Source organism: Cohaesibacter sp. ES.047, from assembly GCF_900215505.1.
Classification (GTDB): domain Bacteria; phylum Pseudomonadota; class Alphaproteobacteria; order Rhizobiales; family Cohaesibacteraceae; genus Cohaesibacter.
Genome location: NZ_LT907844.1, coordinates 1913821 through 1928995 on the forward strand (window position 1 = coordinate 1913821; position 15175 = coordinate 1928995).

A 15175-nucleotide genomic window follows, 5' to 3' on the forward strand; every position below is an offset into this window, starting at 1 on the left:
CTGTTCTCTCAAGCGCTTGAGATTTTCAATGACGCGCGCGCGGTCTTGCTTGTTTCTGAAATCATAACGAAGATGGTAATATTGCATGGCCTGCCCCTTATCATCTCAACTTATGCAAGAATGCACTCCTGGTAGAGTGTATCACAGATTGCAAACCAGATGTGGCAAACTTAAGAGGGCAGGGGGTCTTGGTGTCCGTCCTATGGATGGGAGTGTGATCGCAACATGGCGCTGTTGCAGAATTGCGACAGAATCCAGCGTATTCATTGCAATGGTGCCAGAGGTGAGAACCGTGGCTGGTGCCGAAAAGCCGATCAGCATGTCTGTTGTGATCCAGATGATGATGCTGTGCTTTGGCGGTATCATCATGCTGGCAACCAAGACCCAACCACGCACCGTGCCTGATGGCGTTGTGTTCAAGTCGGGCATGGTTGCCGCAATTGCAATTTTCGGGATTGCATGGATGTCTGACACCTATTTCAAATATGCCATGCCGCAATTTCAGGCCGGTATCGTTGATATGGTGACGTAATATCCATGGACCTTTGCCTTGGCCCTGTTCATCGTTTCTGTTGTTGTGAACTCGCAGGCCGTGACGGCGCGCATGATGCTGCCGGTTGGTCTGGGGCTTGGCTTGGAACCGGCGCTGCTGATCGGATTGATGCCAGCCGTCTATGGCTATTTCTTCATTCCGAATTATCCGACCGACATTGCGACGGTCAACTTCGATGTATCGGGCACCACGAAGATCGGCAAATGGTATTTCAACCATTCCTTCATGGCGGTTGGCCTTGTGGCGGTGATCACCGGGTCCGTGGTCGGCTTTCTGCTGGCCGAGATTGTCATCGGGTAGGGTGTCAGAGAGAGCTGAACTTACAAATTGAAAAGCCCCGCCAGATTGGTCTGGCGGGGCAGTGTTTCATTCAGCAGCGGTGGTGAGCAGTTGGGAGGCTACTTGCTTAGCGCTCTGGTGTACCTCTTCTCGGAAAACCTCTCCCAAACGATGGGTGTTGGTGCCGAGGTGTTGGGCGATGATGTTGTATTTTTCGCCCGTCATACGCATCAAGTGCGCTGTTACTGCTTCTTCGAAGTTGAGAGCCTTGCGTTCGATTTCAACTTCATTCAGTTTGACCCCTGTCAAAGGGTGTATAGTTGCCATTCTCTGGCTTTTCCTTTTGAAAAGAGCCAGCGAAGCATTGACGTCTCCCACGCATTCCATCAAAATAGCGTGGTGAATTCACGACGCAGCCTAGCTGACTGCGGTTACAGTTAAGCCGGTACATGGTTCAGATGTACCGGCTTTTACTTTGCCTGATTCGCATGAGGACTCCAAGGGCATACAGCTAGGAGTGTTTCTGCTCTGTTCCTAACTGTACCGATAGCCTTTTAGGCCTTCGTACTATCCAACCACTCTCCCATAAATGGTATACTTGTCGAACTAGTTTTCTGTGTTCCGCCGATCAACTCTTTCTGCGCTTTGGTCTTGAGGCGGTGCTGGCACCCTTGGGTCTGGTCCGGTCGGTGCCGGGGCCCATGTCGTCGAGATCGGGCTGCTTGATGCGGCTGTTCTTTGGCAGGTTGGCCGATGTGCCATACTTCTTGGCCCCGCCATAACTGCCCGCCTTGTCCTCGACGCTCGATTGGCGAGCGAGAGGGTCGTCGGCGATGGCCAGTTCCGTTTCGCGTAGACGCTTGACCTCGTCTCTGAGCCTTGCCGCTTCCTCGAATTCGAGGTTGGCTGCGGCCTCCTTCATGCGGTTTTCCATATCCTCGATATGGGCCTCGAGATTGTGCCCGATCCCGGCCTGAACATCTTCCGCGAGGCCCTTGTCCACGGTGACATGGTCGCTTTCGTAGACCGAGCCGAGAATGTCGCCGATGTTCTTCTTGATCGTCGTTGGCGTGATGCCGTGTTCTTCATTGTAGGCGAGCTGCTTTTCGCGGCGGCGGTTGGTCTCACCAATGGCGCGTTCCATCGAGCCGGTCATGCGGTCGGCATAGAGGATGACCTTGCCCTCGGCGTTACGGGCGGCGCGACCGATGGTCTGGATGAGCGATGTTTCCGATCGCAGGAAGCCTTCCTTGTCGGCGTCGAGAATGGCCACGAGCGCGCATTCGGGGATATCGAGACCCTCGCGCAAGAGGTTGATGCCAACGAGCACGTCGAAGGCCCCAAGGCGCAGATCGCGGATGATCTCGATGCGTTCGATGGTATCGACATCAGAGTGCATGTAGCGCACCCGCACGCCCTGCTCGTGCAGATATTCGGTAAGGTCCTCTGCCATGCGCTTGGTCAGGGTGGTGACAAGCGTGCGGAAGCCGGCCTTGGCCTTTTCCTTCACTTCGCCGAGTAGATCGTCGACCTGCGTCTTGGCCGGGCGGATTTCGATGATCGGGTCAGTGAGGCCTGTGGGGCGAATGACCTGCTCGGCGAACACGCCGCCCGCCTCTTCCATTTCCCAGTTGCTTGGGGTTGCCGACACGGCGACGGTCTGCGGACGCATGGCGTCCCACTCCTCAAAACGCAAGGGGCGGTTGTCCATGCAGCTTGGCAGGCGGAAGCCATATTCCGCCAGCGTGGCTTTTCGGCGAAAGTCGCCCCGGTACATGGCGTTGAGCTGACCGATGGTGACGTGACTCTCGTCGACAAAAATCAGGGCATTGTCGGGGAGATATTCGAACAGGGTCGGCGGCGGCTCGCCCGGCAGCCGCCCTGTCAGATAGCGCGAATAGTTCTCGATGCCCTGGCAGACGCCGGTCGCTTCGAGCATTTCGAGGTCATAGCGGGTGCGCTGTTCGAGCCGCTGTGCTTCGAGCAAGCGCCCATGGGCTTCCAGCTCTTCAAGGCGCTCGACCAGTTCTTTCTTGATGCTTTTGGTGGCCTGATTGAGGGTCGGGCGGGGGGTGACATAGTGGGAGTTGGCGTAGAGCTTGACCATCTCCAACTCGTCCATCTTCTGGCCGGTGAGCGGGTCGAATTCCTTGATTTCCTCAATCTCGTCGCCAAAGAAGGAAATGCGCCAGGCGCGGTCTTCATAGTGGGCCGGGAAGATCTCGACGCTGTCGCCGCTGACCCGGAAGGTGCCGCGCTGGAAGGCCATATCGTTGCGCTTGTATTGCAGCGCGACGAGATCGGCCATCAGCTGGCTCTGATCCATTTCGTCGCCAACCTCGATCTTGAAACTCATCTCAGTGTAGGTCTCGACCGAGCCGATACCGTAAATGCAGGAGACCGAGGCGATGATGATCACGTCGTCGCGCTCAAGCAGGGAGCGGGTTGCCGAGTGGCGCATACGGTCGATCTGTTCGTTGATCGTGCTTTCCTTCTCGATGAAGGTGTCCGTGCGCGGCACATAGGCTTCGGGCTGGTAATAATCGTAATAGGATACGAAATATTCCACCGCATTGTTGGGAAAGAAACTCTTGAACTCGCCATAAAGCTGGGCGGCAAGGGTCTTGTTGGGCGCAAGGATCAGGGCAGGGCGCTGGGTCTTCTCGATGATGTGCGCCATGGTGAAGGTCTTGCCAGAGCCGGTCACCCCCAAGAGCACCTGCGTTGCTTCGCCGTCGTTGATGCCTTCAACAAGATCGGCAATGGCGGTCGGCTGGTCGCCCGCAGGTGAGAAGTCGGTCTTGAGTTCAAAGGAGAAACCACCTTCGGACTTTTCCGGGCGTTCCGGGCGGTGGGGTCGCCAGGGTTCGGCATCCATGAATTCCGGGCGGCCATGCTCAATGAGCGATTCCAGCGCGCGCACCGTTTCTGTGACGCCGGAGCGATCATCGCTCTTGCGCTTTTTCTTCTGGGCCTTCTTGCGCTCTTTGGTGACCCGTTCCAGTTCCTCGGCCTTCTCCAGCGAGATATCGAGGCCGGCAACAGGATTGAGACCACCGGCGGCGCGATCCCGGGCGCTGGCTTTCGGCTCATCCTTCTTTGGGCTGCGCTTGGGTTTTGTCGCTGCTTTGCTTTTGGTGGTCGGGCTTTTCGGCTTTGCCGTATCAGAGGCCGTTGCTTCGGCGGTTTTGGTGATGTCTTCGGCCCAATCGGCGATCGAGTCCGGCATCGGGACCGCATCAAAGGATGCCTGCGGTGCTTCACCCAGTCCCGGTTGATTGCGCTTGTCCGGTTTATTCCGCTTGTCTGACGCCATGCTTGTCGCTCTTGTGCCCTGATGCCCGTCCGGGGATTGGTTGTTCGCGTGAGTCCTCAATATAAGGGAACAAATAGGGAATAAGAAGGGGGTGCAAAAGAAAACTCTTGCGTTTGGACGCTCGGAAAAGGCCCCGCGTTCATTCGCCCAATGATCAATAGTTTAGTGTATTAAAACATTCTAATATTAGAATATGTATTAATTATCTGGCTGGGGCTGGCTCCTGTTTTAAGAGCCAGCATATAGGAGGAGCCGGATTTAGGAGGAAGAAATGACGCATGTAGTGGTACTGGGTGGAGGTCTTGGCGGTCTTTCCGCTGCTTATGAATTCCGGCAGGAAATGAAAAAGACCGACAAGGTGACGGTTGTTTCGAACAAGCCGTTTTTCCAGTTCACCCCGTCCAATCCCTGGGTGGCTGTCGGCTGGCGGGACAAAAAAGACATCACACTCGATCTGGCGACTGTTTTGCCCAAGAACAAGGTGGAGTTCATCTGCGCCTCCGCTGAAAGCCTTGATCCGGCGAATAATTCGGTTGGCCTTAGCGATGGCAGCAGCATCTCGTATGATTATCTGGTGATCGCGACCGGACCGGAGCTGGCCTTTGACGAAATTGAAGGGCTGGGGCCGGAAGGCAACACGATCTCGGTTTGCGATGTGGACCATGCGACCGCGGGTTTTGAGAAGTGGGAGGCCTTCTGTCAGGATCCCGGCCCGATCGTGGTTGGTGCGGTTCAGGGGGCATCCTGCTATGGCCCGGCCTATGAAACGGCCATGATTTTTGACACCGACCTTCGCAAGCGCAAGATCCGCGACAAGGTGCCGATGACCTTTGTGACTTCAGAGCCCTATGTGGGTCATCTCGGGCTTGGCGGGGTTGGCGATACCAAGGGGATGCTGGAATCCGCGTTCCGCGATCGCACCGTCAAATGGATCACCAACGCCAAGGTGGACAAGATCGAAGAAGGCGTCATGCATGTCACCGAATGCGATGAGAATGGCGAGCCGAAGACCAAGCACGAGCTGCCTTTCAAGCATTCAATGATGCTGCCTGCTTTCCGGGGCATTCCTGCCTTGCAAGGCATCGAAGGGCTGGTCAATCCGCGCGGTTTCGTGATTGTTGACAAGCATCAGCGCAATCCGAAATATCCCAACATCTTTGGCATTGGCGTGTGCATTGCCATCCCGCCTTACGAGAAGACCCCTGTGCCTGTGGGCGTTCCCAAGACCGGTTATATGATCGAATCCATGGTCACGGCTGCAGCGCAGAACATGGCCGAGATCGAAAAAGGCAAAGAGCCGACCCACGAAGCGACGTGGAACGCCATCTGTCTGGCCGACTTTGGCGACTCCGGGCTGGCCTTTGTGGCAATGCCTCAGATTCCGCCCCGCAACACCAACTATTCGGGGCAGGGCAAATGGGTGCATCTGGCCAAGATTGCGTTTGAGAAGTATTTCCTGCGCAAGATCCGCAAAGGAGAAACCGAGCCCTATTACGAACGCGCGGTGCTTAAGTTCCTCGACATTGCGAAGATCAAATCCTGATCAGGGCTTGCCTTCGTGACCGAATGATCAAGACCCTGTCCGGGTATTCCGGGCAGGGTTTTTGTTGTGCCTGTGGGGGTGGCGGCGTTTGACGGTTCAGGCTGCTTGATTGGCACGCTTGCGGCCAAAGCGTCTTTGCACAAGCGGCAGCAGTTCAACGAGCAGGATGCAGGAGAAGATCAGGGCGCAGCCGAGCATCTGCGTGGGGAACAGGCGTTCACCCAGCAGCAGCGCACCGAATATAGCGGCAAACAGGCTCTCGCTCGACAGAAGGATCGCGGCATCGGACGGTGGCGTGTAGCGCTGAGCGATGGCCTGCAGTGTAAAGGACAGGCCACCGGAGAGGATGCCGGTATAGGCAATCTCCATCCAGGCCCCGCTAAAGTTGGACAATTGCATCGGTTCGAGAAACAAACCCGCAACGGCACCGATGATGCCTGTCGTCAAGAATTGGACTGTCGCGATCATCACGGGATTGCCCTGCTCAGTGACAAGACGACCGATGAAGATGATCTGCAAGGCCCAGAAAAGGGCGCTGATAACCATCAACAAATCACCGACACGCATGGCTTCAAGACTGCCAGTCAGCAAGTAGGCTCCGGTCATGGACAGAGCAACGATCGGCCAGATCAAGGGGCTTGGCATGGTCCGGAAGATCACGATACCCATGATCGGTGTCAGCACCACATAGAGTGCGGTCAGGAACCCTGCATTGGTAACCGAGGTGGTATAGAAGCCATATTGCTGGGTGGTGATGGCAATGAAAAAGACAATGCCAACCTGCACAGCCTTGATGTAGCCGGAGCGCGTCAGACGCTGTTTGCTGCGCTTGAATTCCATCCAGGCAAAGGGAGCCACGACAAGGGCAGAGAGCAGAAAACGAGCGCCGTTGAAGCCGAGCGGGCCCATGGAGTCCATGGCCGTTGATTGGGCAACGAACGCTGCACCCCAGATGGAGGCGGCCAGTATCATCAATAGGTTCGCGGTCCAGCGGGACATCTGAGCACCTGTCATTCAGTGGGTGGAAAAGCGGCCAGCGGAGGTGTGGCGCGGAGACCCGGTTTTAGGCCAATCTGTCATTATGAGCAATCAAATTATTTTTGATCTGGGCTCCGGAATGTCTGAGTTCAGCCCGTTACCTGTCACTGCGATGCGGTCAGCCGGGCGGTTTTCTTGACCAGAGATCCTTCGGCAATGAACCGCATTGGACCCGGTGTAATGGCGTCGAACGGCCAACAGGAGGTAAGGGCAAGGCGCGGTTCCATGCCATTTGGGCTGAGGCCGGACTGGTCCCAGCGCGCGGTGCGCAAGCTTTCGATCCGGTAGGTGTCGCGGCTGCCATCAAGAGTTTCAACGGTGACGAAGTCGCCCTGTTTCAATTGCGCCATTGCCTTGAAGTGGGTATCCCTGTGCGCCGAAATGATGCTGGTGCCATTGCTGCCAATCGGTGCGGATTGGTTGAGCAGGACGGGCCCGAATGCAAGGCTTTCGCCTCCGGCCTCGCTCAGGATGATGGCTTCGAAATCAAGCGATGGGATGGTCAGGCGGGCGACCGGCCAGCTGTCAGCCCATGACCATGCCTTGACCGGTTTGCCGGAGACGCGACCCTGCTGCCAGGCCCGCTCAAGTAGATATTGCGCCAGCTCCGCCTTTGCCGGAATCCAGAGGCCCCACGCCACAAGGCCACACCCTATGAGGCCCAGAAGAAGGCTTGTCGCGAAGATTGGTCTGTTTAGGCCGGAGGAGCTGGATTTCTGTTTACGCAAGCTTTGATGCCTTTCGCGTCGGGGCGCCGTTCTTCACTGATGGTTTGTGTTTGTGCATCACGCGAAAGACGGGGTCTCTTTCGCGTGATGCTGATATTCGTGATGCTTATCAACTCGAGCTGGGTTTGATCCGTCGCCATTGCAGGCATGCCAGAAGGCTTCCTGCGATAAGCAGCATGGCAATTCCCAAAAGGATCATCAGGTTCGATGCCGTCGACGTCTTGGGAAGACTGATCTGCTGTGTTCCGGTTGGTGCGAGGGCCAGCTGTGCCGACCGCTTGGCGGGGGCGGCTGTCGTTGCCAGAAGCTGCTTGGTGTCCTTGAGGAACCCTGCCGTATTCGAGCGCTGCTTCAGTGTGCGGGAGACCGACCCCGGCGTGGGGGCAACGGATGGATCCTGCATCGGTGCGGCAGTATCGGCGGTGACCTCAGCCTGTTCTCCAAAGACCTTGTCGAACTCCCAGCCATCGGGCAGGTTGAGCGGCACTTTCTTGCTCTCGAGTTCTTCCTCTGCCGGACGGGACGGGGTCACGTCGACGGCGACAAGGCTGGTGAGGCGCGTGACCAGATGATGCTTGAGGCCGAGCGCTTCAATTGATTTGTCGATCGAGGCATAGTCATTGGACAGCAACCGCTCATTCTCCAGCTGGCGGATCTTGCCGCGGGCCCAGAGTGTGTCGATGGCCTTGGACGGTGCGGCCTTGGTGATGTCGACTGACATGGACCACGGCTGGTTGTTGAAGCGGCCGGTGAGTTTGAGGGTCTTGCCGAGCTTTGCAGCCTTGATGGCCATGATGACCGGCTCACCGCGATAAAGATCGGGCAGGGCGCTTGGCGAGGCTTCAACGCCTTCGCCACCTTCGAGCTCGATCTTCAGGTCCGTGGCAACAGGGCTGGTGAGCTGGGTGAAGAGCTTGCCCATCTTGTCCTTCACTTCGGTCACGTCACCAATGTGGGTGAAGGTGCCCCGGCCCACTTCAGCGGCACGGGACATGAAAAAGCTGTTGGGTGCCGAGCCGATGCCAACGGTGAAGATGCGCGAGCGTCCCTTTTGGGATTTGACGGCTTCGAAAAGCTGGCGTTCATTGCCGATGGCCCCGTCGGTGAGAAAAATCACCTGCCTGAGGGTGCCAGAATCGGGATTGCCATCCTTGAGCGCGCTCATCATGGCGGGCAGCATCTCGGTTCCGCCGTCCGCATTGATGGCTTTGACCCAACTGCGGGCCAGATCGATGGCTTCCGGGGTGGCCTCACGAGGGGTCGCGAAAAGCTCGGCCATTTTGTTGTTGAACCGAATGATCTGGAATTTGTCTTGCGGCTTGAGCTGGCCGAGCGCTTCGATCAGGCTGGCCTTGGCTTGTCTGATGGAAGGGCCTGCCATGGAGCCGGACTGGTCGATGACAAAAACCACTTCGCGTGGCGGAACGGCGAGCTCTTGGCTCAGTTTGTAAGGTGGCGTGATGTAGGCAAGCAGATAGTCTTCACCGGTGACGGTATTGCCAGGTTCGTCGTTGGCGGTTTCTGATTGGGTCTTGGAAGTGTCGGGCGTCAGGGTCTGGTGAAAGAGGCCCAGATTGGGCGTCTTGCCCGGCTTGCCGGTCCATGTGAGCTGGAAATCCTTGTCGGCGGGAACCGCGTCTTTTCCGAGTGTCAGTGTGACGCGGTTATCCTCGCCGGGCGTGATTGTCACGTCATGATAGTGGCTGACGACGTTCTCGATTGGAAACCCCGGCTTGAGATCGACAGAGAGGGTAACCGGATTGGTCTTGGGGTGTTTTTCGGGATCGAGAACCGGGGCAGTGATCGCCTTGCGATCCGGCACAGGATCCGTGTTGCCCCAGCCTGTCATGCTTTCTGACTGATTGGCTTCAAGGTCCATGACCGGTTTGAGTGGCAGGTTGGTCGGATTGTAGCGCGGGGCAACGACGAGAGGAACCCGAAGCGAAAACTCGTCATTCTTGCGCGGTATGGTCTGCTGATATTCGATCTGGATGGTGATGGATTCACCGGGGCCAATGTTGGCAACCGCATTGGTGAAGAGGTTGGGGCGGTGCTGTTCGAGAAGGCTCGCCTTCTTGCCCTCGCGTTTGGCGGTTTCGTAGATCTGGCGGGCTTCTTCCTTTGGCTTGATGATGCCTTCGATCAAGCGCTCGCCAATCTTCATTTTCATGCGGTCGACAGCGGCATTGTCCGGCAAGGGGAACACGTACACACCCTCGAGCCAGGCGTCGCTGGGGTTGGCGAATTTCTGGGTGACGACAGCTCGAGCCACTGGTCCGGTGATATCGAGCTTGATGTCGGTGGCGACCTTGGGGGCTTCGATATAGCGGCCTTCCTCCTTGGACTTGAAGAGCAGCCCGCCAGACTGCATGTCATCGGGCCTGATCAGCGGTGCCGATGGCGCTTGGCCCGCCTGCGCCCGGATCTGCTCTGCGTTTGGTATCGGAGCTGAATGGGCGACATGAGGCACGATGAGAAGGCCCAGCAATACGGCTGCTGCATAAGCGCCGATCCAGATCTTGAATGCCGATGAAATGGATTGCTCGTGATTGGATTTCTTGGGGCCGAGTTCGACGAAGTGCCGCTCCCGTTCTCCCGCTTTCCTTTTGGATTTGGTCTGTCGCATCTCTTTTTTCTTCCCGCAAAAGAGTGTTGATGGTCATCAAACAGTGTCACGGGATTGAGGCGCGGTTTTGGGGCAATTCGGGCGGCCCCGGTGCCATCGTGTGACCATTTTGTGGCTGGATCAGTTGCCGGTACTGGAGCCTGTGAGGCAGGTCACAAATTGTCGCAGCGGGATGAACGGAGGTGAAGGCCCTTTACAACTGTTAAATACTAATATAAGAATATTAGAAAGTACTTAATTATGGAGTCTTCGACCATGTGTCTTGATCGTGCTGTGTTTGCCTTTGCGGGCTTTATGGTTCTTCTCTCTGTCGTGTTGACGATGTTCGTGCATCCGCTGTTTGTCTGGTTGACCGTGTTTATCGGTGCCAACCTGTTGCAGTCGGCCTTCACCGGGTTCTGCCCGGCGGCCATGATCATGAAAAAGTTTGGCGTCAAGCCGGGATCTGCATTCTGATCTGGTAGACCGGTTCATTCAACCTGGCGTTCGCCCCTGAAGCATTCTTTCTCCCTTTTAAAAATTCAAAAGCCGCCCCGAGTGATCAGGGCGGCTTTTCCTTTTGTAAGGGAGATGGCTCACCCTTTGGGATGTCGTAGGAGTTCGGGTTCCTGTTCTTCGAGATAGGCTTCTTCGGCCTTGGTCAACTCGATATGCTCATAGCCGGTGATCATGGTGCGGATATAGTGAAACACTGTCTTGCCAGTGGTGGTCATATAGACATGGACTACAACGAAGGTGATCATTGCAAAGGCGGCGGCTGTGTGCAGGAAGGCAACGGCCGAGAAGAGCTGCCGGCTGCTGTCAAACTCCGCCCACAGATTATAAAGAAGATAGGCGATGCCGGTGAGCCAGAGCGCCGGGCCGATGATCACCATGAAGGTGAGATAGGCCAGCGACTGAAGTGCATTCTGCTTGCGTTTGAGCGTTTTGGCATAGGGGTGTGGTGCGCCTGAGATGATGCCCCACGCATAGAATTTGATCACCGCGAACAGGCCCTTGTTCTGGGGCAGATAATGACGCCACTGACCGGTGGTGAAATTCCAGAAAGTGGTGAAGAGCCACAGCACGATGAGCGTGATGGCCGCGAAGGTATGGATCATCACTGCTAGCGGGAAGGGCACAAAGCTGAGCGTGCCGTGCAGGTTGAAGCCTGACAGGGCGAGGATGAAGATCAGCAGCGCCTGCGACCAGTGCCAGAAACGTTCGTAGCGTGTGTAGATCTTCACTGAACGTTTGTTTGGGGGCCGCTTGTTCGGAGAGTGCTTGCCGGGAGTGGATTTTCTGGCCGGATCGGGCATTGGCACACCAGAGGTTGGAGAAGGGATGTCAGTCATGGGGCGTCTCCTTATGCCTCTTTGTCGCGGTTGCGGAAGAGAATGCGCAGCAGTGTGTGGATCAAGACGCCAAGCAGCGTGAGGCCAAAGACTGCATATCCGATGAAATCAAGCCACCGGAAGGAATCCCGTCCGGGCAGGTAGACACCGGTGATCCCATCAAGACGGCCTTGGTTGGCATGACATTCGGTGCATTTGACGGCTTGTGATTTGGGGGCAACCATGTGGGTGATCGGCCAGTACATGAAGGTATCGACAAAGCCGAGTTCGCCTGAGAAATCCTTGCCGATGTAATCCATGGCCGCAGGCACCGATTTGCTCCAGTCAAAATTGGTCCAGAGTGCCGTGTCGTCCTGTCCGAAGACATGGTTATAGACAAACTTGTTTGTGCCCGCGTCATAGGGCTGGCGCGAATGCATGCGCTTGAAGGGCCAGATGCGGGATTGCCCATCCGTTGCCGTGCCGCTCAAAGCGTTGATTTCCACGGGGGCGGACGGGTCGATGGTGTCATCGAGAAGCGTCCAGGTCGTTGTGCCATTGAACCATGCATAATGCGGCTGGACATTTTCGTGATACTCGAAATCGCCCTTTTTTGACATGTAGCTGGGATGGCCGTGCTCATCCATGAGCGTGTAGGGCTTGCCGTCCTTGAGCTTGCCGGCTGTTGACCAATCCCACAGGGTCTTGGTGGCAACCCCGCCACGGGCAAATTCGGGAATGTGGCAGGTCTGGCAGGCGACCGTGTCGGTGTGGTTGTTGAGCTTGATGCCCATGAGATCGTTGGCTTTGTGCGGCTTGCTCGAATGACAGCTCTCGCAGGAAGCGGTTGGCGTCATGAGACCGGCCAACTGATCGAGTTTGCGAATCTTGGCTGTCTTGGTGTCCCCGCCGCTCAGGGTTTTGGTCGAAGGTTTGGCTTCGGTCTGATAGCGCGAGCCGGGCCATCGGTGGCCAGAGCCTGCGTGACAGGCGGTGCAGGCCATGTTGAGGCCATCTTCGCGCATGTGGACGTCGAGCTCTTTGCCGGGATGATTGAGCGAGCTGTCGAGATCGCCATGCTTCACGCCATCGCCGCCACCGCCATAATAATGGCAGGAGCCGCAATTCTGTCGTTGCGGGTTTCGGACCGACTGGGCCGCCTTGGTCAGGTCCGGCGGCTCGATGACCTTGCCATTCACCGTAATGGCTTTGTACAGCGGGTGACCGGCCTTGGTAGGATATTTGCTATAGAGATCCGTGTCGGCGTGACAGACCAGACAATCCACCGCCTCTGGTGCGCTCGGTGGTGCCTTGCGCATGTCATCCCAGCCATAGCCTGCATGACATGAGGTGCAGCGGGGTTCATTCGAGGCAACATTGCCGCAAAAGGCATTGATCACCGTGCGCTTGCCCAGAGTCTGGCCTGTCTTTTCGTTTTGATATTCCCACGTCCAGTGAATGGAGTCGTGGATCTGGTCTGCGGCTTCGGTGTGGCATTTGAGGCATGCCTTGGTGACCTCCGGGCCGGATTTGAAATCCTGTTGCAGGATTTCAAATTTGGAATGGTCAGCGGTTGCACCGGGTGCCTTGCCTGAAAGCTGTACAGTGGCTGGCTTGATCGGCGAATGCGGCAGCGGTGCATCCGCCTCTGAAGCAGCAAATGCTTTTGTGGTGCCAAGGGCCAGACCAATGAGAAGCATGAGGTAAAGGCTGACGCGCCCTGATAGCCCTTGGGGCGCGGGCCATTGCGGTCTTTTCTTCATTGCAAGGTTCGTCATGTGGTCCTCCGAACGATTGCAGCTGGGGTGCGGATCGCCGACCCGGTTTGTCTGATGGTGTGGTCAGTTGCTTTTGTCATTGTCTGCTCTGGGCCATGCCGCACAGGACGCGGCAGGTTTGGCCATTGCAGACGAGCGTATTTAAATAAGGATTTTAAATACTTGTTTTGGAAAATCAAATATATTCAGTCGGACCGAATGTCACACGACCAAAGCATAAAGAGGACCTCGGGCTCATATGGCCTCACTTTTCGGGCTGCGAACGGATGCTTCCAAATTGGGCGGCAAGCTCGGTGCGTTTTTCCTTTCCCATATTGGAGTGCATGCAGAACTTTCGGTCTGAAAGGATACCCAGCACGTCGCGGCTGACGGTGCGTGGCGACGAAATTGACTTTTTACGAAATGGGTTAGGTATAATCGCATAGGCCGGGTGCGCGTGTTCTGCCCAACCCGGGTGAAATGAAACGATTGTAGGTTTAGGGCTGTTGGTTGGGTACATTTGTGCGCAAGATTCTTCATCACTTGCGGCGGAATCTGACCAATTGTTATGCAGCGCTGCTTGAATAATGAGGGGGGCTGCACTACGGTGCCGTGGCGGTCGCGCCGGGCTTTGTGGTTGGCGTGGGTATCCGTTTTGACATTTTTCTAGCTGAATATTTGGAGGGCTCAATGAGCTTTATCGCCGAGCAGCTTTCGCGCGTGAAACCATCTGCGACCATCGCAGTCACCAACAAGGCGCGAGAACTCAAGGCCGCTGGTCGTGACGTCATCGGTCTGGGGGCCGGAGAACCAGACTTCGATACACCGGATAACATCAAGCAGGCTGGTATCGATGCGATCACACGGGGCGAAACCAAATATACTGCGGTGGATGGCATCCCAGAGCTCAAGAAGGCTATCTCGGAGAAGTTCAAACGCGAGAACGGCCTCGATTACGAGCCGGGCCAATGCTATGTGGCTCCGGGCGGCAAGCCGATCATTTACAACGCAATGATGGCCACCATCAACCCGGGTGATGAAGTGATCATTCCGGCGCCATACTGGGTGTCCTATCCGGACATCGTGCTGCTGGCTGGCGGTACGCCGGTTGCTGTCGAGACCACCATTGAGACCAATTTCAAGCTGCAGCCTGCGCAGCTCGAAGCGGCCATTACGGACAAGACCAAATGGATCATCTTCAACTCGCCGTCCAACCCGACTGGCTCTGCCTACACGCATGATGAGCTCAAAGCGCTCACCGATGTGCTGGTCAAGCATCCCCATGTCTGGATCCTGACTGACGACATGTATGAGCATCTGGTCTATGACGACTTCAAATTCGTCACCCCTGTTCAGGTTGAGCCGTCCCTCAAGGATCGCACCCTCACGATGAACGGTGTATCCAAGGCCTATGCCATGACTGGCTGGCGTATCGGTTATTGTGCCGCTCCGATGGAGCTCATCGCCGCGATGCGCAAGATCCAGTCGCAGTCCACCTCGAACCCGACCTCCATATCGCAGTGGGCATCGGTCGAGGCTCTGAATGGCCCGCAGGATTTCATTCCCGAACGCGCTGCCGTGTTCAAGGAACGCCGCGACATGGTTGTTGCCATGCTCAACGAGTGCGAAGGGCTAGAATGCCCGACACCGGAAGGGGCTTTTTATGTCTTTCCGTCCTGTGCCGGTACCATTGGCAAAACCGCGCCTTCGGGCAAGGTGATCGAGAATGACGAAGATTTCGTCACCGCACTGCTCGAAACCGAAGGTGTTGCTGTGGTTCAGGGCTCTGCCTTTGGTCTCAACCCCTATTTCCGTGTCTCCTATGCCACCTCAACCGAGGCGCTGACCGAGGCGTGTGCGCGGATCAAGAAATTCTGTGCTGCACTGAAATAACAGGGCTTACAGATCATTCTGCATATGAGAGCAGCGCGTCTTTGGACGGGCTGCTCTTTTTTGTGGCGGCGCTTTTCACATGCGCACTCATGCATGGGCTTTTTGCATGGGCCGCAAATGAGGGAAGTT

The 15175-nt window shown here is 56.4% G+C and carries 10 protein-coding genes and 1 pseudogene; 4 read left to right on the plus strand and 7 right to left on the minus strand.

Annotated features, from left to right (window positions below; translation table 11 throughout):
- Positions 1–271: 271 nt before the first annotated feature.
- Positions 272–853, plus strand: a pseudogene (locus CPH65_RS24510) (anaerobic C4-dicarboxylate transporter family protein).
- A 66-nt stretch (positions 854–919) separates the two neighbouring features.
- Here CPH65_RS24510 and CPH65_RS08775 read toward each other — a convergent pair.
- Positions 920–1159, minus strand: a complete 240-nt coding sequence (locus CPH65_RS08775; protein ID WP_197703990.1) for a hypothetical protein — start codon at positions 1157–1159, stop codon at positions 920–922.
- Positions 1160–1460: 301 nt separating this feature from the next.
- Positions 1461–4148 (minus strand): excinuclease ABC subunit UvrB, encoded by a 2688-nt coding sequence (gene uvrB / locus CPH65_RS08780; RefSeq protein ID WP_096173136.1) that lies wholly within the window; start codon positions 4146–4148, stop codon positions 1461–1463.
- Positions 4149–4419: 271 nt separating this feature from the next.
- Between uvrB and CPH65_RS08785 the strand changes: the two genes are divergently transcribed.
- Positions 4420–5691, plus strand: coding sequence for an NAD(P)/FAD-dependent oxidoreductase (locus tag CPH65_RS08785; RefSeq protein WP_096173137.1), 1272 nt, complete (start codon positions 4420–4422; stop codon positions 5689–5691).
- Positions 5692–5787: 96 nt separating this feature from the next.
- Here CPH65_RS08785 and CPH65_RS08790 read toward each other — a convergent pair whose 3' ends face one another.
- The 3 genes from CPH65_RS08790 to CPH65_RS08800 form a co-directional block, all read right to left on the minus strand.
- A complete protein-coding gene (locus tag CPH65_RS08790) occupies positions 5788–6690 on the minus strand; it encodes a DMT family transporter (RefSeq protein WP_197703991.1) in 903 nt (300 codons plus the stop codon).
- Between the two features lie 143 nt (positions 6691–6833).
- Positions 6834–7457 (minus strand): class GN sortase, encoded by a 624-nt coding sequence (locus CPH65_RS08795; RefSeq protein WP_096173138.1) that lies wholly within the window; start codon positions 7455–7457, stop codon positions 6834–6836.
- Positions 7458–7566: 109 nt separating this feature from the next.
- Complete coding sequence (locus CPH65_RS08800) at positions 7567–10083, minus strand: marine proteobacterial sortase target protein (protein WP_096173139.1); 2517 nt, start codon at positions 10081–10083, stop codon at positions 7567–7569.
- 255 nt (positions 10084–10338) lie between these two features.
- Here CPH65_RS08800 and CPH65_RS08805 point away from each other — a divergent pair, with 255 nt between their 5' ends.
- Complete coding sequence (locus CPH65_RS08805; protein ID WP_096176320.1) at positions 10339–10539, plus strand: DUF2892 domain-containing protein; 201 nt, start codon at positions 10339–10341, stop codon at positions 10537–10539.
- Between the two features lie 119 nt (positions 10540–10658).
- On the opposite strand, the gene CPH65_RS08810 is transcribed toward CPH65_RS08805, so the two are convergent.
- Positions 10659–11417 (minus strand): cytochrome b/b6 domain-containing protein, encoded by a 759-nt coding sequence (locus CPH65_RS08810; protein ID WP_197703992.1) that lies wholly within the window; start codon positions 11415–11417, stop codon positions 10659–10661.
- A gap of 11 nt (positions 11418–11428) precedes the next feature.
- The gene (locus CPH65_RS08815) at positions 11429–13174 is read right to left on the minus strand and encodes a tetrathionate reductase family octaheme c-type cytochrome (protein ID WP_197703993.1); all 1746 of its coding nucleotides are present in this window, start codon (positions 13172–13174) and stop codon (positions 11429–11431) included.
- A 669-nt stretch (positions 13175–13843) separates the two neighbouring features.
- On the opposite strand from CPH65_RS08815, the gene CPH65_RS08820 reads away from it, so the two are divergent.
- The gene (locus CPH65_RS08820; protein ID WP_096176323.1) at positions 13844–15046 is read left to right on the plus strand and encodes a pyridoxal phosphate-dependent aminotransferase; all 1203 of its coding nucleotides are present in this window, start codon (positions 13844–13846) and stop codon (positions 15044–15046) included.
- Positions 15047–15175: the final 129 nt, after the last annotated feature.